The following is an 18036-nucleotide window of genomic DNA, read 5'->3' as shown; positions in this document are numbered from 1 at the left end:
TCCTCCCCGGTCGACCCTGTCGCACCGGGGCGGGCGCTATACCATCGTTACCCGGAATTCGATTAGATGAGCGATGAGTTTTCCCAGTCGCGGTTGTCCTTCGCCGTCGACAGCACCGACCTGGATGTGTCGGCCATTCATCGCGGCGGCGAGCACGCGCCCGTCGTGTTTCTCCACGGCTTCGGCTCGACCAAGGAGGATTACGCGGACATCGTGCGCCATCGCGAATTCGACGGCCGGCCTTTCGTTGCATACGATGCGCCGGGCTGCGGTGAAACGCATTGCGCGGATCTGTCGAAGATATCGATTCCGTTTCTCGTCGAGACGGCGCTGAACGTGATCGACCGCCTGGGCTTCGATCGATTCCATCTCGTCGGCCATTCGATGGGCGGGCTGACGTCGTTGATGCTCGCACATCTGTATCCGCGGCGCGTGCTGAGCTTCGTCGACATCGAGGGGAACATCGCGCCCGAGGATTGTTTCCTGAGCCGGCAGATCGTCGACCATCCGCGCGACAGCGCCGAGCGGTTCTTCGACGATTTCATCGACCGCACCCGTCGCGCGCCGGCCTACGCGAGCGCGCTGTACTCGGCGAGCCTGCGTCACAAGGTGCGGGCCGAAGCGGTCGGGGCGATCTTCCGCTCGATGGTCGACCTGTCCGACAACGGCGACCTGATGCGCAAATTCCTCGGCCTGCCGTTTCCCCGGATGTTCATGTACGGCGCGCAGAACGCGTCGCTGTCGTACCTGAGCGCGATCGAGGCGCACGGTGTCGTTCTGTCGGAAATACCGGATTGCGGGCATTTTCCGATGTACTCGAATCCGGTGCTGATGTGGAAGGCGATCGCGAAGTTCCATGCGCGCGTGCGCTGACGCGATGCATTTGGTGGCGGCGCATGTCGTGGAGGCGCTTACCGCACGCGTTCCGCGCGAATGATCCGGTGCGCCGCCGCCAGGCCGAGCACGAGCAGCACCGCGACATACGCGACGACCGCGCTCCACGCACCGTGTTGCCAGAACGAGCCGCCGATGGAGCCCAGCACGCTCGACCCAAGGTAATAGGCCAGCAGGTAGAGCGACGCGGCGTGCCCCTTCGCGGAACCGGCGAGATGCCCGACCCAGCCGCTCGCGACCGCATGCGCGACGAAGAAGCCGATCGTGATCAGCACGATCCCGACGATGATCGCGACGAGCGAATGCGACAGTGTCAGCGCGAGGCCGGCCGCGAACACGAGCATGCCGCTGACGAGGACGGGCGCGCGCCCGAGACGATCGGCGAGCGCACCGGCGCTCGACGAAGACACCATCCCGAACAGGTAGGCGCCGAAGATCAGCCCGCAGGCGGTCGCGCTCAGGTTGAACGGCGCGGCCGTCAGCCGGAACCCGGCGTAGTTGTAGACGGTCACGAACGCGCCCATCACGAGGAAGCCGATCGCGAACACGAACGGCAGCCGCGCGTGATGCAGCTGCGCGTTCCACAGCCGCAGATGGTGACGCAGCGTCAGGTCGGTGCGCTTCACGAAGCGTCGCGACTGCGGCAGCAGCATCACGAACGCGACCGCCGCGACGAGGTCGACCACGCCGATCGTCAGCATCGCGGTGCGCCACGAGAAATACTCTTCGAGCGCGCTCATCCCGATCCGCCCGATCATGCCGCCGAACGCGGTGCCGCCGACGTAGAGTCCCATCGCCAGGCCCAGCCCGTCGGCGGCGATTTCCTCGGCGAGATAGGCCATCGCCACCGCCGGAACGCCGCCGAGCGCGAACCCTTCGAGCGCGCGCCAGAGCAGCAGCAGGTTCCAGTTCGGCGAAATCGCGGCGAGCAGGTTGAACAGCGCGGCCAGCGTCATCGACGCGAACATCAGCCCGCGTCGTCCGACGCGTTCGGACAGCGCGCCCGCGCACAGGATGGAGACCGCCAGCAGCCCGGTCGACAGCGACAGGGACAGCGAGCTCGACGCCGCGCCGATGTTGAACTCGCGTGCGAACGCGGGCAGCAGCGGCTGCACGCAGTACAGCAGCGAGAAGGTGGAAAAGCCGGCGAGGAACAGCGCCAGGGCGATGCGCTTGTAGGCAGCCGAGCGCGGCGACACACCGATAGGCAGCGCGTCCGGCGCGGCGTTCGCGGCGCGATTCGTGGCGGGTGACATTGCGGGAGTGGACATGACAGGTGCCCGATGGGTCAGGGAATGCCCGAATTCTTGCGCACGCTCATGTATATGTCCAATATATGAAATGAACCGTAGCGATACGTTTTGCGACTGGCTTGAAAGCCGCCTCCATCTACCCCGGGATCACATCAACGCATGGAACTTCGGCATCTCCGATACTTTCTGGCCGTGGCGGCCACGTCCAACTTCACGAAGGCCGCGGAAACGCTCGGCATGGGACAGCCGCCGCTGAGCCAGCAGATCAAGGCGCTCGAGAACGAACTCGGCGTGGCGTTGTTCAAGCGGACCGCGCGCGGCGCCGAACTGACCGTGGCGGGAGAGGTATTCGCGGAGGAGGCACGGCGCGTGCTCGACGACGCGGAGCGCGCGGCGCGGGCGGCAAGACGGGCGGCGCGCGGGGAGATCGGGCAATTGCGGGTCGGGTTCACCGGGACGGCGGCCTTCAATTCGAAAGTGGCGGACCTGATTCGCCGCTTTCGCGAGGCGTTTCCCGACACGGATCTGACGTTGCAGGAGGCGACCTCCGGCGTGCTGCTCGACGCGCTGGCGGCCGGGCGGCTCGACGTCGCGATCGTGCGTCCGGAGCGCCGCATCGCGGACACGCTGGTGGCAGCGGACTGGGACGAGGAGCCGATGTTCATCGCGCTGCCGGTCGCGCATCGGCTCGCGCAGCGGCGTCGGATCGATCTGGCGGAGCTGGCCGACGAGGCGTTCGTGCAGGTGCCGCGCGAAGCGGGCAGCGCGCTGTTCGACGACATCGTCGCCGCGTGCAATGCCGCCGGCTTCCAGCCGCGCATGGCGCAGCCCGCGCCGCAAATCGCTTCGGCGGTGACGCTCGTCGCGGCCGGGCTCGGCGTGTCGATCGTGCCGAAGGCGATCACGCAGGTGCAGGTCGCGGGCGTCGTGTATCGGCCGGTCGCGGGCAACGGCCTGCGCGCGAGGCTCGCGATTGCGTCGCGGCGCGACGATCCGTCGGCGGTGGTGCGCAATTTTCTGGCGCTGGCCTGGTAGCGCGGGACGCATTGCGTCGCGCCTCGCCGCCGCGTCGGGGGAATGTTCCGATTGACGAACCGCGAACTTTGTCCGGAACGAACGCTGTCGCGGTTCCGCCGCTGCCCGACCACCCGGCATGCGGGTTTCGATTCGTATGTTCCGGAGGTGGCGTGGACTATAAATGGAGGGGTGTACCGGTGCTTGTCGGGCGTCCGCGCGTCTCGTGCGGGTCGTCGCTGCGACTGCCCGGGGGAGGTGCACCGTGGTTCGCCAGACGCTTGCTCGCGCCGTGCTTCGCACCGCGTTGATCGGGGGCGTATTCGCCCTGGTTTTGGCGTCGCCGCCGGCCGCTGCCGGGACCGTCGCGCCGCCCGCCACGCCACCGGTGATGAAGAACAGGCCCGCCGCGCGGTCTTACTCGATGCCGGTCGACTTCTCGGCGATCGTCGACCGCTACGGGCCGGCGATCGTGACCATCATGACCGCGGCGACCGACCAGCAGGCCGGCGGGCCGTCCTTCGTGTACCTCGATCCCGACGATCCGCTTTCCGCGTTCTTCCGCCGCGGCGCGCCGCTGCCGCCCGCGCAAGGCGCGCAGGCGCCTGCGCCTGACACGTCGCCGCGCGCGATCGCGGGCATCGGCTCGGGCTTCATCGTCGGCGCCGACGGCGTGATCCTGACTTCCGCGCATGTCGTCGCCGATGCGACCGACGTGACGGTGCGACTGGCCGATCGTCGAGAGTTGAAGGCGACGGTGGTGACCGTCGATCCGCAGAGCGACGTCGCCGTGCTGCACATCGACGCGACAAAGCTGCCGGTCGTGCATATCGGCGATTCGTCGCGGGTGCGTGCCGGCGAACCGGTGATGACGATCGGCGCGCCGGACGGCTCGGGCAACACGGTCACGGCCGGCATCGTCAGCGCGACGTCGCATGCGCTGCCGGACGGCAGCGCGTTTCCGTTCTTCCAGACCGATATCGCGGTGAACCCCGACAACTCGGGCGGCCCCGTGTTCAATCGCGCGGGCGACGTGATCGGCATCGCGGTGCAGGTCTATACGGACGCCGACCGCTATGCGAGCACGACGTTCGCGATTCCGATCGCGCTCGCCGTCAAGGTGCGTGCGCAGGTGCAGGCGCAGATGCGGGCCAATGCGCAGGCGGCGCAGCGCACGTCGTCCGGCAATGCGCTGGGCGTCGACGTGCAGGATGTCGGCGTCGGGCTGGCCGCGGCGTTCGGCCTGCCGCGTCCGGCGGGCGCGCTCGTCAACGGCGTCGATGCCGGTTCGCCCGCCGCCGCGGCCGGCGTGAAGCCCGGTGACGTGATCGTGAAGTTCGGCGGCAAGCCGATCGGACGGTCGGCCGAGCTGAACGACCTGGCCGCCGCGTTGCCGCCCGGTGGAAAGGCGCCGCTGCGGCTGATCCGCAACCGCACGCCGATGATGCTGACGGTCACGGGAGCGGGAGCGGGGGCCGGCGACGCGATCGACAACGCGGCCGCGACGGGCAGCAGTGCGGGCAGCGCGGGCACGGTCGGCGCGGCCGGTGCCGCCGGCGTGGCGATGGCCGCCGCGCGGCCGGCAGACTCCGGCGATCGGCTCGGGCTGACGATGCATCCGCTGAGCGACGCCGAACGGCGTTCGACCGGGCTCGCGGTCGGGATGATGGTGGATGCGGTGCACGGGCCGGCCGCGAATGCGGGCATCCGGCCCGGCGACGTCGTGCTCGAACTCAACGACACGCTGCTCGAAACGCCGGACGACGTGCAGGCGCTCGAAGCGAAAGGCGGCGTGATCGCCGTGCTGATTCAGCGCGAGAACGCACGCAAGTTCGTGTCGGTGCGGGCGCGGTAGGGTGTTGACGGGGGCGCGGGCAAGAGCGGCGGCGCTCCGTCGATTCGTCATGTGGACGATGCAGCGCATGCGACGGCTTGACCGGAAACGGCGAACAGGTTGCGACGCGCTTCATGGGCGCCCCTGATCGCGACGACGCGCAACGCGTGGCACCGGAATCGAGCGCACGTCGGCCGATGTACGTTGCACTCACGCCATGCCAGCAGTCGCATCGTTACGCATGCGATATTCAGTCGGCGTTGTCGACAGGTATTTCCGGAACAGCCTCGCCAGTTGGGCGCCACTGTTGATGCCGCAGCGACGCGCGACCTTGTCGACCGGCAAGCTCGATTCCACCAGCATCCTGCAGCTCATGTTCAAGCGCGCGCGTTGCAGGTAGTCGGATGGCGTCATGCCGATCTCGCTCTTGAACCTTCTCAGGAAGTTGCGCTCGCTCATGGCCGCGACTTGCGCCGCGGCATCGATCGAGACGGGCCGGTCGACGTTCGCCTCCAGCCAGCGCGCGGATGCCGTGATCTGCTCGCTCACACGTGGCGCGTGGCTCGCCGCAACGAACGCATCCGACGGTGCAGGCGCCGGCATCGCCAGAGACCCGGACACTTGCCGCGCGAGCTCGCCGCCCAAATCGTCTTCGACCACGCGCAACGCAATGCGAATGGCATCAGGCTCGCCGCCCGGCGATCTGGCGGCATGCATGTCGGGCGTGTCGTTGGCGGCACGAAATCCGCTCGGAAGACCGGCCGCATCCAGAAGAAGCTTTCCGTTTGCGATCGGATGAACGGTTTCGCATAGCGGATGCTGGCGGCGCAGCCAATCAATCAGCCGCTTGTCGCGACAGGCCGGATCAGCAGCCGCTCCACCGGCGACGAACATGATCTGCTTGCCTTCCACGCGCCGCCGCGAATCGATGCTTTCCGTCCAGACGAAGACCGATGAAGAGGCGGCAATTCTGCCGCCGGCAGCGGACACCAGCGATACGTCATAGCGCGCCTCGCCGGACGGACGAGCTGTCGTCAGCGCACTTGCTTTATGAAAAATCTCGATGATCGCCGCGACGTCGTGCAGTGCAAATCCGTTGGACAGCACAATGTCGACTCGCGTCGCCGCCCCTGCGGTGGGCATCCGCGAGCGCGACATGGTGGAGTGCTCCGATTCCATCGGTGATTCCCCAAGGATGTTGTTGACCGGCAGCGGCCCGCTTCGGGCTCTGCAACTCGAAGCCGTTGACGCATGCCTTACAGGCGGCCTTCGACAACGATCGCGTGGCCGGATTCGACAGCCTGTGGCCGCCTGAAACAGGCAAGCACCCGCGGACATGCGGCCCCGAGAATTCTAGAAAGGGCGGTCGGGTCGGCTTGACACTCCGTCTCAAAAAATCGGAACTTCTATCGGATGCGCTGGGCCCGGTCGAATTGCCGGAAGCACGAGCGATCAGGCTCGCCTTCGCGCAGGTGGTGAAATCGCGATTCGCAAACGATTGCGTGATGCTGAAGAAGCGGGAGGGGACGCGCCGTGTGCTACGGCAAAGCACGTACTGGTATGCTTCCCATGCTGCACTAGCGCGTTCCGGGCAAGCGATTGGATCAATATGGCGTTCAGGAGTGCTGGGCAGATCAAAGCCGGACGAAAATCAGCGAAGAGCGCCGCATTGAACGACGACCCACTACACACTGCGATACCGCCAGCCCGCCTGTTGTTGCCGCCGGAGCGGCCGGTGCTCGCGCCCGGCATCGTGCACAGCAGTTTCAGCGTTCAAGGCGACGCCCGTCGAAGCTTGCTGGCCTGGCAAGAGCGCATGAGTCCCGTCTACGACATATTGCCTTCGTCGAAGCAAGCCGAGGATACGTTCGATGCATCGATGTCCCGTTACACGATCGAGAATCTGAGCATCTTCGACTTTCGCACGGGGCCGAACCTGGCCGTGCGATCGTTGGGTCGGGTTTCGACCGAGAGCGTGCGGGATGTGTCGTTCAGCATATACCTTGAAGGGTCGCCGGGGCAGTTCCTGGGCGGCAAACCACGGTCCGACGCGCCGCACGTGCCGCACGTGCCAAGTATCCTCGCCCTGGACATGGATCAGCCGTGCACGATCCGGAGTTTTCATAGCCGGATACTTCTCCTGTTTGTGCCACGCGCACTGGTGGAAAAGTCATTCCCCGATGCGGCCTCGCTGCATGGCCGCTGGATTCACGCCACCGATCCGCTGACGCGCATGCTGATCGAGCATGTGGTGGCGCTCAATAAGACCATCGTCGGACTGAGCAAGGACGAAGCGCATCGGTCCTTGCTCACGGCGGTAGAGTTGATCGTTGCGGCCTTCTGCCGCCAGGCGGGTCTTGCCGGCAATGCCCGCGCGGCGGTCCGCGCTGCTGTATACGGGCAAGTGCGGCGGCACGTCGAGGCAAATCTGCATGATCCGAATCTGTCGCCCGACAGCGTGTTGGCGTCGCTTAATCTCTCACGCGCCAGCGTGTACCGCATATTCGAGCATGAAGGGGGTCTCGCCGCTTATATCCGCAACCGCAGGCTGCGAATGGCGGCCGATGAACTGGTGCGCTTTCCCCATGTGGAGGTACAGGACGTTGCCTCGGGGTTGGGCTTCAATGATGCATCAAGCTTTACTCGTGCATTCCGTCGCGCCTTCGACATCTCGCCACGAGAATTGCACGAGTACGCACCGTTGTTCCAGCATGGCGATACAAAGCGGGAGCGCTTCACGAAGAGGCAGAGTTGAACGGATTGGCTCGTCGACTGCGACGAACCTGGGTGGGGGCTGTGTTTCGATAGCCGCTCGAAGGCGGCCACTGACTTTGGCCGTCGGGGTGAACGATTGCTGCATGACTCGGCGCTGCTTCGGTAGATTACGGCGCATGAAGCGCCGTTAGCCTGCATGCTCATTCGGACAATCGAGCGATCGCTCCAGTCGGCAAACGGCCGTTCCGGCGAGAATGATTCGGATCTCGTCATCTGCCAAAGCGCCCCTGACCTGTACTCAGGGTGTTCAGAACCTGGTGAATGCTCAACCCGACGGATGGGCGCCGCGGCGACATGCTACGATCAATGCGATCCGACTTTCATCCCGACGCACCATGACGACAATGTATGAATTGCTCGGTGTGCGCGAGAACGCCACCGACGAGGAAATCAAGCGCGGCTACCGGAAAGCAGCGATGAAAGCGCATCCCGACCGCAACGTCGGGTGCGAAGCGGACGCGCATGCGCGATTTCAGGAGATCAAGGAAGCATACGCGATTCTCTCGGACCCGAAGCTGCGCCGCGTCTATGACACCGTTTACGCAGAGGAAATGCTCCGTCATGCACGGCTTCGCGAAGAAGAGGAACGCCTGAAGGCAGAGCGCGAAGCGGAATATGCGCGGTTCGTGGCATTGGCGATGCGCTTCGCCGAGCAAGGGCACAATCGCGACGTCGTCTTCGGTGTTCTGCTCGGCCGTGATTGCGATGTTCAACTCGCCGAGCGCATTGCCGGCAGCGTGGTCGAGCTGCATGCGTCTCGCCAGCCGGACGCATCGCGGGACGGGCAGCGTGATGAGCAGATGCCGCAACGCGACGAGGGGGAGGCGGCATCGGCGCAGGCGCCAAAGAGCGACGCGCGAAGGAGTGACGAACACGCGCATACGGACTTTTTCAGCGCTCTGTGGCACGGCATGTTCGGGCTGCGCCAGTGAGTCCTAGTGGGGGACCGGTTTTGCGAAGGCGGAACTCGACCGCGGTCGGTGCCGTCTTCAGAGATGTTCTTCGATCGACTGCTTTATGAATTGACGGCTAGTTGGGCAGTGTTCGGCTGCGGATTCAACCCGTCGATGCAACGAATTGATGAAATTTCTCGATCGGTGTATCGAAGTCTAGTGTCTTTCGCGGACGTTCATTGAGCCGCCTGGCTACAGCGTTGAGCTTTCGCAGACGCTTCGCGACTGCGTAGCCAACCAATCCGATTGATTGACAAGCGTTCATAACCGCCGCGAGTTTCGGTCAGTCGTTGGGCCATGGGTGCCCGGATCGTAGACGATCAATGCTTTGCCGATCAACGATGCATGATCAACTGACGCGGCGTCTGGATTGATTCGAACATGGGATGTCGGAGATGTATAGAAAATTGGTATGCGTGCTTGCCATAGGCCTGATTGTGACGCAGGGTTGTTTTGCCCTGACGGTTGACGAACTGATGCGCGGTCTGGATCAAGCACTTGGCGAAAAAGCATCTTCTACTACCCAACTCGCCGCCTACGTCACCGGCTACGTTCATGGAAGCGCAGAGTACGGGCGGACACTGGGGCTCGTCTGTGACGAATCTGGGCTGCGTTCAACGAACGACGAGCTGCGAGCGGTCCGAGTCTATGTGGGCGCTAATCCAGACCAATGGCGTGACGGTGCACAAATATTGATTAATCATGCGCTCATGTCACCCCGGTGCCACCATTGATCGGTGCCTGCCGTACCTGACGGGCATCGGCCAGGAAGGGACATTCGGCGTCAGATCCGATGGTTGGGGTGCGTCGTTCAGAAACGCAGCTGAAAACATTTCTTGACGTCTTGCCGCCGTCGCAGTCCACCGCCACAATCGGACGTTCGACACAGCTTTTTAGATCGTCGACAATCGGTGCAGATAAGGGCGTGGTCTTTAGCGGTTACCGTCGATCAGATCGTTCAGCAGCGCATCGAACGCGGCCTGTGCGTCTTCAAGTTCCTGCAGGGCGGCATCAAAGGTTTGCAGCGCGAACGGCGAAGGCTCGCCGCTGCCTTGCGGCGGAAATTGCTTCTGCATCGAGGCGAACGTACTCTGCACGCGCAGCGTGGCGGCCACCATGCGCTCCATCGCCTGCGTTTCTTCGGCTCGGGCCTGTTCCGGATTCATTCCTCTCTCCTTGGATGGTTTTCTTGAAGACCAGATCGTACACGCTGTGTCCGTTCTTGCCGCCCTTGGCAGAACGACTCCGTTGAAGGTTCCAACGGCACGCTGCGGGAGAAGCAATTTAATCGGGCATGATTCCGCAGTCGCGCCGAGGCCAAGATACTCATCGAGCGTGGCTACAAAATCCCGCTGCAGGTCACAACGATTGGCCGCTTTGGATAAATCTGAAGGGCCGTTCAGGGTCGACAACCGACCTCCCCGGAAATCCACGAAGAACGTCTTTTGCATTGCGCACGTCCACGCGACGCGTGCGGGGTGGGCACCCGCTTGCATCCAAACCTGCCGATCGCTTCCGAGCCGGCTGCACCGCGACACGCAACGCTGATCCTGCTGTGCGCGTTCTCGGTGCTGCCGTTGAGCCTGTTCCTGCCGTCGCTGCCGGCGATCGCGCGCGACCTGCGCGCCGACTATGCGCTCGTCGCGCTGTCGCTCGGCGGCTACGCGGCGGTTGCCGCGTCGCTCGAGTTCGTGATGGGGCCGCTGTCGGACCGGTTCGGGCGGAGGCCGATCATGCTGACGAGCCTCGGCATCTTCACGCTCGGGTCGCTGGGCTGCGCGATGGCGACCAGTCCACGACGATCGCGCTGGCGACCGCGATGTGCGTACGAATCTTCGACGCCCGCGAACGGCGCGCGTGATCGACGCGACAGGACCGGCACGCCGATCCGGCGCGATGCGATCGCTGCCCGGATCGACAAGGAGCGATACGACCCGACCCGACAGCCGTCGGACCGACTGCGCATCGCATGCGCCCGCACGATGCCTTACGGCTTCGCCCCCATCACGAACTCGAACGTCGCGATGCCGTCGACGCCACCCGTCACGCGGTCGCCCGGCTGCAGCGCGCCGACGCCGGCCGGCGTGCCGGTGAAGATCAGGTCGCCGGCCTTCAGCTCGACCGAGCGCGACACGTACGCGATCACGTCCGGCACGGCCCAGATCATGTCGGCGAGATCGCCTTGCTGGCGTGTTTCGCCATTGACCGCGAGCCAGATCCGGCCGCTTGCCGGATGGCCGGTCGCGGTCGCCGCGCGCAGCGCGGTCACGGGGCCCGACGCGTCGAAGCCCTTCGCCCAGTCCCACGGCCGGCTCAGCTTCTTCGCTTCGGCCTGCAGGTCGCGGCGCGTGAGGTCGACGCCGACGCCGTAGCCCCACACGTGCGATAGCGCATCGGCCGGGTCGATCGACCGGCCGTCCTTGCCGATCGCGACGACCAGCTCGATTTCATGATGGAGGTCGCCGGTCAGCGGCGGATACGGGACGGTGCCGGCGGCGGGGACGATCGCGTCGGCCGGCTTCGTGAAGAAGAACGGCGGTTCACGGTCGGGATCGGCGCCCATTTCGCGCGCGTGGTCGGCGTAGTTGCGGCCGACGCAGAACACGCGGCGCACCGGAAAGCGCGCGGACGACTGTTCGACTTCGACGGAAGGACGCTCGGAAGCGTCGATGACGTATGCGGACATCGGATGACCTCGTTCGATGAATAGACGGATGCCGTTGCCCGCGCAATGCGCCGCGGGCCGGCATGCATGGAACGATACCCGACGCGTGCGCGCCGGGATGCGACGCAACTGCGCTTTAACCGGACAAATCTACGCGTCGCCGGCCGTCGGCGCTGCGTCGGCGTCCGGCAGCGCGGCGTTGGCATCCCGGTACGCCTTCGGCGACACGCCGACCCGTGCGCGGAAGCGCCGCGCGAAATACCCTTCGTCGCGGAAGCCGACCGAGCGCGCGATGTCGGCGATGCGCCGGCTCGTATGCGCGAGCAGCGACTGCGCGAGCGCGATCCGGCGCTCGGTCACGAGATCGGTGAAGGTGCTGCCGGTTTCCTTGCGCACCAGGTGCGCGAGGTAGTTCGGCGACAGGAACGCGGCCTCGGCGGTGGCCGCGAGCGTCAAGTCCTCGCGGGTCAGGTTCGCGCGCACGTGGCGCAGCACGCGCGCGAGGGCGTCGCGCCGGCCCGCGCGCTGGGCGCCACGCTGCGCGAGCTTGTCGAGCGCGCCCGCGTACTGCGTGCAGACGAGGCCGATCAGCTGCAGCAGGTAGCCGCGCAGCAACGTGGTCGAGCCGAAGGTGCGCACGCGGTCGGCATCGAGCATGCACAGCGCGAGGCGCCGCGCCTCGTCGAACGCGTCGCCGGTCAGGATGAAGTCGAGATGTTCCTGGAAGCGGAACGGCGTCAGCTCCGGAAAGCGCTGCGCGGGGACATCCTCGAGATCGAGCGGATCGACGTCGAGATCGGCGCGCAGGAACGCCTGGCTGAAGTTGATGACAATGAAGTGCGCGCCTTCCGGATGCGGAATCAGGTGCTCGCGGTGCGGCAGCACGAACGCGAGCGCGCCGCGCGGAAACGGCCGCGTGACGCCGCCGATCCGCTGCTCGGTGTCGCCGCCGAGGTTGAACTGGATCTGGAAATACGCGTGCCGGTGCGGCTCGGTGATCGCCTGGCGCGACGCCTGGTCGCGAATGTAGAAATCGAGCCGGTCGCTGCGTTCGGGCATCCCGTACAGGCGCGGCGGGGCGGTGGAGGGCATGAAGGATTCTGCTGTTGGTGACGCGGTTGAGCCGCGATGGTACAGCGAACCGGGCGCGGCCGGAATCCGCGGGCCGATCCGCGCAGGCCGGACGGGCGGGGACACGCTCCATCCGGCCCGGCGACACCGCAATCAGGCGGCCGAACAAAGTCGATGTCGTTCCGGTTCGTCGCGACAGGGGGCAGGGGCGCGCCCGGTTTCGGTCAGCCGGCGATCAGCGGTGCGACGCGCCGCCGCAGTTCCGGCACGACCTCGGCATCGAACCATGGATGGTGCTTGAACCACGCCTGGTTGCGCGGCGACGGATGCGGCAGCGGCAGCATGTCGGGGCCGTAGTCGCGCCACGCGTGCACGGTGTCGGTCAGCGTCGCCTGGCGCGTGTCGCGCAGGAAATGCCGCTGCGCGTACTGGCCGATCAGCAGCGTCAGCCGGATCGACGGCAATTCGGCGAGCAGCCGGTCGATCCACAGTGGCGCACATTCAGGACGCGGCGGGTTGTCGCCGCTCGCGCCGCGGCCGGGGTAGCAGAAACCCATCGGCACGATCGCGAAGCGGGTCTCGTCGTAGAACGTGTCGGCGTCGACACCGAGCCAGTCGCGCAGCCGCTTGCCGCTGGCATCGTCCCACGGGATGCCGCTCGCATGGACGCGGGCGCCGGGCGCCTGCCCGACGATCAGGATGCGGGCGTCGCGATGGGCGCGCACGACGGGGCGCGGGCCGAGCGGCAGGTCGGCTTCGCAGGCGCGGCACGCGCGGATTTCGGTGAGCAGCACGTCGAGCGGCGTGCGCGTTCGTTTCGGCATCGATTCTGAACGGGGACGGACTGGCGGCGCGGATGCAAACGCGTCCATGCGGCGCGGCGAGCCGGAGCGGACCGGCGCATCGCGTCAGGCATTCCGCGGGGCGCGGCATGGTGCTGCGCGGCGGCCACGGCATCCGTGCCGGGATCACCTGTCCGCCGCACCGCCTTCGGCGACCGCGGCATCATACAACGCCGTCTGCGCGATCGCCGCGGCGATGGCCGCGTCGTCGTGCGTGCCGTCGAGCATGCCCCAGCGGCGGTATTGCAACAGGAACCACCGGCCTTCCTGCGGATCCGGCCGGTTCACGGCGCCGCCGTCGTGGAAGCGGATCGGCAGCGGCGGCTGCGCGAACGGCCCCGGGCCGTAGTCGCCGAGCAGGCGCGGCGCGATCAGCCGGGCCGGTACGCCGAGCGCATCGGGTGACGCGAGCCAGCCGGCCGCGTCGCGACGGTGCGCGGCGCTGTCGAGCCACGCGCACGCATCGACGAGCGTGCGGATCAGCGCGCGCGCGGTGGCCGGATACAGCGCGACGAAATCGCGCCGGGCCGCGAGCACCTTCTCCGGATGATCGGGCCAGATCTCGCTGGTGACGGCGACGGTCCGGCCGGCGCCGCACGCTTCGGCCACCGCGTGCCACGGCTCGCCCGCGCAGAAGCCGTCGAGTTCGCCGCTCGCGAGCGCCGCGACCATCTCGGGCGGCGGAATCACGACGCTGCGCACGTCGCGCAGCGGATCGATGCCGTGCGACGCGAGCCAGTGGTTCAGCCACATCGCATGCGTGCCGGTCGGGAAGGTCTGCGCGAGCAGCGGCTTGCGTCCGAGCGTCGCGAGCGCCGCGCGGACGTCGCCGCTGGCGCGGTAGGCGTCGGCGAGGCCGCGGGCGAACGTGATCGCCTGGCCGTTGCGGTTCAGCACCATCAGCGCGGCCATGTCGGCCTGCGGGCCGCCGATGCCGAGCTGCAGCCCGCACACGAGTCCGTACAGCGCGTGCGCGGCGTCGAGTTCGCCGCTCAGCAGCTTGTCGCGCACGGCGGCCCAGGACGGCTGGCGGCTCAGTTCCAGCGTCAGGCCGTGGCGCGCGCCGAGATTCAGCTGCTGCGCGACGATCAGCGGGGCCGCGTCGCTCAGCGCGACGAACCCGAGACGAAGATGCGCGCGTTCCGGCGCGGCGGGAGGCGAAGGGTTCATGGCATTCATGACGGTTGGGACGCATCGAGCAGTTGCCGCGCGACGTCGACGATGCGCAGGCCCTGGTCCATCGCGCGCTTGCGCAGCAACGCATACGCATCGTGCTCGGACAGCCTGCGCTGATCCATCAGCAGGCGCTTCGCGCGATCGATCAGCTTGCGTTCGGCGAGCTCGCGCTCGACGTCGGCGAGCCGGCGGCGCAGCGCATCGTCGTGCGAGAAGCGCGCGAGCGCGACTTCGAGGATCGGCGCGAGGCGCTCGGCCGACAGCCCTTCGACGAGATACGCGCTGACGCCGGCGCCGACCGCCGCGTGAATCAGCGCCTGGTCGGCATCGTGGCTGAACATCAGCACAGGGCGCGGCGCGGTCGCGTGCATCACGGCCAGTTGCTCGAGCGTGTCGCGCGACGGCGAATCGGTATCGATGATCACGACGTCGGGGCGCTGCTCCTCGACGGCCGCGGGCAGGCGCGCGGGCGTCGCGACGTCGTTGAGCATCTCGTAGCCGAGGCGCGCGAGCGCGTCGCCGAGTTCGCCGATCGGCTTGTCGGTGTCGGTGACGAGCAGCACGCGCAGGCGTGCGGGCGGGGCGGACGAACTCATGACGCGAACGGGGACGGACCGGCTTCGGTACAAGGGTTGAGCGGGGGTTGCGGGGTGCGGGCGGAAGTCGATGTACCCGGAACCTCGCGCATGCATCCCCGGCAGCCGGCGCGAACGCGGCCGCGGTGAGCGGAACGGGCGTGCGGACGGTGCCGCGTGACGTGACCCATGCTACGCCGCCCGCGACAGGAGCGCCTCGCCGGCGACATCGGTGCGCTGCACGGCGGCTTCGCCGATCGCCGCGCCGACCAGCATCACGGCCGGGCTGCCGAGCCCGGCTGCCGCGACGCCGCGCGCGAGGCCGCCGAGCGTGCCGGTCCAGCGGCGCTCGTGCGGCGTGCCGGCCCACTGCACGGCGGCGGCCGGCGTCGACGCGGGCAAGGTGGCGAGCAGGCCCGCCGCGATGCTGTCGACGCGGCTCATGCCCATGTAGATCGCGAGCGTGGTGCCGGTCGCCGCGAGCGCCGCCCAGTCGGGTTCGCCGTGGTCCTGGCGATGTGCGGTGACGAACGTGACGCCCTGGCAGTGCTCGCGGTGCGTGAGCGAGATGCCGAGGCTCGCGGCGGCCGCGAAGCCCGACGAGATGCCGTTGACGATGTCGACGGGAATCGCGGCGGCGCGCAGCGTCGCGAGTTCCTCGCCGGCGCGGCCGAACAGCAGCGCGTCGCCGCCCTTGACGCGCACGACGTGCGCGCCGCGCAGCGCGTAGCGGCGCATCAGTTTCTCGATGAACGCCTGTGGCGTGGAGCGGCAACCGCCGCGCTTGCTGACGCGGATCACGCGCGCGTGCGGCGCGAGTTCGACGATGCCGGGCGCGACGAGATCGTCGAGCAGCAGCACGTCGGCGGCCGCCAGCGCCTTCACGGCCTTCAGGGTGAGGAGATCGGAATCGCCGGGCCCGGCGCCCAGCAGCGTGACTTTTCCAGTCGTCATGTCGTGTTCCAGTGCCGCGTGCGTGCGGCGATCGATAACGCATTGTTGCTTGCGGCGGCGGCGGGCGGTCGACGCGATCGCGACATCCGGCCGTGCCGGGCACGGGGGGACGTCGTTGTCCTGATCTGTTGCGCCCGCCTGCGGCGGCGGGCCCGACTTGCGGGGACTGCCCACCGGCGCCGTTGCCGGTGTGGTCCGGATTCAGCAATATCCGGGCCAACCTGATCGAACCGGGCGGCGAGCGCGGCTACAGACGTGGCGACAAGTGCGGCAATAAGCGCGGCGATACACACGGCGCGACCGCCACGACGGACGCCGGCCCGCATGCGACCGCGCGGCCGCGGCGCACGCAATGCCGCATCGGCGTGCATCGCGGCCCCGTCCATGCGCACCGCGATGTCGCACGGCGACAGTGCTGCAGCGCACCGTATCTGTGCCTCGCTGCATCCTGACGCATCATGCGCGGCGTCGTGCAGCGATGCGTGCAACGGCCGGCGAGCCTTGTGCGGCGGGGCTGCAACTGCGATTCGGGCGGATATGGCACGGCGCTTGCGTAAGCTGGCTCGGGCGAATCAACGACGATTCGTCCGCAGTACCGATTACCGACGCGCCCGGCAACGGGCTTCATGGGCAACGGCGTCCTACACATCGGGTCTCGACGAGACCGGGTGTGCAGGACGCCGTTTTTCGTTTGGCGGATGACATGACCGACAAAGCTACCCGTATCGATCTCTTCAGCTTCCGCACCGCGCCGATGCGCGCGTTCCACATGACGTGGATGGCGTTCTTCGTATGCTTCTTCGCGTGGTTCGCATGCGCGCCGCTGATGCCGCTGATTGCGCGCGAGTTCCACCTCACCGCGGCACAGGTCGCGAACATCAACATCGCCGCGGTGGCCGCGACGATCGCCGTGCGGCTGCTGGTCGGCCCGATGTGCGACCGCTTCGGCCCGCGCCGCGTGTATGTCGGGCTGCTCGTGCTCGGCGCGATTCCGGTGTTCGCGGTGTCGTTCTCGCACGACTATGTGACGTTCCTGATCTGCCGGCTCGGCATCGGCGCGATCGGCGCGGGCTTCGTGATCACGCAGTACCACACGTCGGTGATGTTCGCGCCGAACGTGGTCGGCACCGCGAACGCGACGACGGCCGGCTGGGGCAACGCGGGCGCGGGCGCGACGCAGGCGATGATGCCGCTGCTCGTCGCGGCCGGCCTGATGCTCGGCTTCGGCGACGACACGTCGTGGCGCATCGCGCTCGTCGTGCCGGGCGTCGCGATGCTCGCGATGGCCTGGGCGTACTGGCGCTTCACGCAAGACTGCCCGCAAGGCGACTTCGTCGCGCTGCGCAAGCAGGGCGTGACGGTCGACAGCGGCAAGAAGGGCGGCTGGGCGAGCTTCTTCGCCGCGTGCGGCAACTATCGCGTGTGGATGCTGTTCGTCACGTACGGCGCGTGCTTCGGCGTCGAGGTGTTCATCCACAACATCGCCGCGCTGTACTACGTCGATCACTTCAAGCTGTCGCTGAAGGACGCCGGCTTCGCGGTCGGGATGTTCGGGCTGCTCGCGCTGTTCGCCCGCGCGCTCGGCGGCTGGCTGTCGGACAAGATCGCCGCGCGCCGCAGCCTCGACGTGCGCGCGACGCTGCTGTGCGCGCTGATCGTCGGCGAAGGGCTCGGGCTGGTCTGGTTCTCGCATGCGCAGGGCATCGGCATGGCGCTCGTCGCGATGCTGACCTTCGGCCTCTTCACGCACATGGCCTGCGGCGCGACCTATGCGCTGGTGCCGTTCATCGACCGCAAGGCGCTCGGCGGCGTCGCCGGGATCGTCGGCGCGGGCGGCAACGTCGGTGCGGTGGCCGCGGCGTTCCTGCTGAAGGGCGTCGGCGACGTGCAGCACACGCTGAGCCTGCTCGGGCTCGCCGTCACCGCGACCGCGCTGTGCGCGATGGCCGTGCGCTTCAGCGAGGAACACAAGGCACGCGAGGCCGAGCTGCGCGACCGCGCGCTCGCCGCCGCCGGCGCCGCGAACTGAT

Annotated in this window: 16 protein-coding genes and 1 pseudogene; 8 read left to right on the top strand and 9 right to left on the bottom strand. The window is 67.4% G+C overall.

What is annotated here, in order from left to right; translation table 11 throughout:
* Nucleotides 1–66 precede the first annotated feature (66 nt).
* On the top strand, nucleotides 67–873 hold the full coding sequence (locus tag U4012_RS02615; protein ID WP_321795916.1) for an alpha/beta hydrolase: 807 nt from the start codon (nucleotides 67–69) through the stop codon (nucleotides 871–873).
* Nucleotides 874–911: 38 nt separating this feature from the next.
* Here U4012_RS02615 and U4012_RS02610 read toward each other — a convergent pair whose 3' ends face one another.
* On the bottom strand, nucleotides 912–2165 hold the full coding sequence (locus U4012_RS02610) for an MFS transporter (protein WP_321795914.1): 1254 nt from the start codon (nucleotides 2163–2165) through the stop codon (nucleotides 912–914).
* Nucleotides 2166–2306: 141 nt separating this feature from the next.
* On the opposite strand from U4012_RS02610, the gene U4012_RS02605 reads away from it, so the two are divergent.
* A complete protein-coding gene (locus U4012_RS02605) occupies nucleotides 2307–3182 on the top strand; it encodes a LysR family transcriptional regulator (RefSeq protein ID WP_321795912.1) in 876 nt (291 codons plus the stop codon).
* A gap of 244 nt (nucleotides 3183–3426) precedes the next feature.
* Nucleotides 3427–5016, top strand: coding sequence for a trypsin-like peptidase domain-containing protein (locus U4012_RS02600; RefSeq protein ID WP_321795910.1), 1590 nt, complete (start codon nucleotides 3427–3429; stop codon nucleotides 5014–5016).
* A gap of 189 nt (nucleotides 5017–5205) precedes the next feature.
* Here U4012_RS02600 and U4012_RS02595 read toward each other — a convergent pair whose 3' ends face one another.
* On the bottom strand, nucleotides 5206–6174 hold the full coding sequence (locus U4012_RS02595; RefSeq protein ID WP_321795908.1) for a GlxA family transcriptional regulator: 969 nt from the start codon (nucleotides 6172–6174) through the stop codon (nucleotides 5206–5208).
* Between the two features lie 490 nt (nucleotides 6175–6664).
* Between U4012_RS02595 and U4012_RS02590 the strand changes: the two genes are divergently transcribed.
* The 3 genes from U4012_RS02590 (at nucleotide 6665) to U4012_RS02580 (ending at nucleotide 9457) form a co-directional block, all read left to right on the top strand.
* On the top strand, nucleotides 6665–7750 hold the full coding sequence (locus U4012_RS02590; protein WP_321795906.1) for a helix-turn-helix domain-containing protein: 1086 nt from the start codon (nucleotides 6665–6667) through the stop codon (nucleotides 7748–7750).
* Nucleotides 7751–8105: 355 nt separating this feature from the next.
* Nucleotides 8106–8702 carry a J domain-containing protein gene (locus U4012_RS02585; RefSeq protein ID WP_321795904.1) on the top strand — a complete coding sequence of 199 codons (597 nt, stop codon included), beginning with the start codon at nucleotides 8106–8108 and terminating at the stop codon, nucleotides 8700–8702.
* Between the two features lie 407 nt (nucleotides 8703–9109).
* On the top strand, nucleotides 9110–9457 hold the full coding sequence (locus tag U4012_RS02580) for a hypothetical protein (RefSeq protein ID WP_321795901.1): 348 nt from the start codon (nucleotides 9110–9112) through the stop codon (nucleotides 9455–9457).
* A gap of 198 nt (nucleotides 9458–9655) precedes the next feature.
* Here U4012_RS02580 and U4012_RS02575 read toward each other — a convergent pair whose 3' ends face one another.
* Nucleotides 9656–9889, bottom strand: coding sequence for a hypothetical protein (locus tag U4012_RS02575; protein WP_011549124.1), 234 nt, complete (start codon nucleotides 9887–9889; stop codon nucleotides 9656–9658).
* Between the two features lie 324 nt (nucleotides 9890–10213).
* On the opposite strand from U4012_RS02575, the pseudogene U4012_RS02570 reads away from it, so the two are divergent.
* Nucleotides 10214–10522: pseudogene (locus U4012_RS02570) on the top strand (MFS transporter); the annotation flags it as partial.
* Between the two features lie 188 nt (nucleotides 10523–10710).
* Here the strand turns inward: U4012_RS02570 and U4012_RS02565 are convergent.
* The 6 genes from U4012_RS02565 to cobA form a co-directional block, all read right to left on the bottom strand.
* On the bottom strand, nucleotides 10711–11409 hold the full coding sequence (locus U4012_RS02565; RefSeq protein ID WP_044843330.1) for a fumarylacetoacetate hydrolase family protein: 699 nt from the start codon (nucleotides 11407–11409) through the stop codon (nucleotides 10711–10713).
* A gap of 129 nt (nucleotides 11410–11538) precedes the next feature.
* Complete coding sequence (locus U4012_RS02560) at nucleotides 11539–12480, bottom strand: helix-turn-helix transcriptional regulator (RefSeq protein WP_044843331.1); 942 nt, start codon at nucleotides 12478–12480, stop codon at nucleotides 11539–11541.
* Between the two features lie 203 nt (nucleotides 12481–12683).
* On the bottom strand, nucleotides 12684–13283 hold the full coding sequence (locus U4012_RS02555) for a uracil-DNA glycosylase family protein (protein ID WP_321795896.1): 600 nt from the start codon (nucleotides 13281–13283) through the stop codon (nucleotides 12684–12686).
* Nucleotides 13284–13427: 144 nt separating this feature from the next.
* Nucleotides 13428–14471 (bottom strand): CmpA/NrtA family ABC transporter substrate-binding protein, encoded by a 1044-nt coding sequence (locus tag U4012_RS02550; protein WP_124522048.1) that lies wholly within the window; start codon nucleotides 14469–14471, stop codon nucleotides 13428–13430.
* A 5-nt stretch (nucleotides 14472–14476) separates the two neighbouring features.
* Nucleotides 14477–15073 carry an ANTAR domain-containing response regulator gene (locus U4012_RS02545; protein WP_124645930.1) on the bottom strand — a complete coding sequence of 199 codons (597 nt, stop codon included), beginning with the start codon at nucleotides 15071–15073 and terminating at the stop codon, nucleotides 14477–14479.
* A 171-nt stretch (nucleotides 15074–15244) separates the two neighbouring features.
* Complete coding sequence (gene cobA / locus U4012_RS02540) at nucleotides 15245–16006, bottom strand: uroporphyrinogen-III C-methyltransferase (RefSeq protein WP_321795890.1); 762 nt, start codon at nucleotides 16004–16006, stop codon at nucleotides 15245–15247.
* A gap of 703 nt (nucleotides 16007–16709) precedes the next feature.
* Here cobA and U4012_RS02535 point away from each other — a divergent pair.
* Complete coding sequence (locus U4012_RS02535) at nucleotides 16710–18035, top strand: MFS transporter (protein WP_321795888.1); 1326 nt, start codon at nucleotides 16710–16712, stop codon at nucleotides 18033–18035.
* The last annotated feature ends 1 nt before the right edge of the window (nucleotide 18036 follow it).

The organism is Burkholderia sp. BCC1988 (assembly GCF_905339895.1).
In the GTDB taxonomy this organism is placed as follows: domain Bacteria; phylum Pseudomonadota; class Gammaproteobacteria; order Burkholderiales; family Burkholderiaceae; genus Burkholderia.
Note: the sequence above shows the minus strand (reverse complement) of the source record. Positions and strands in the feature narration are given on the sequence as shown.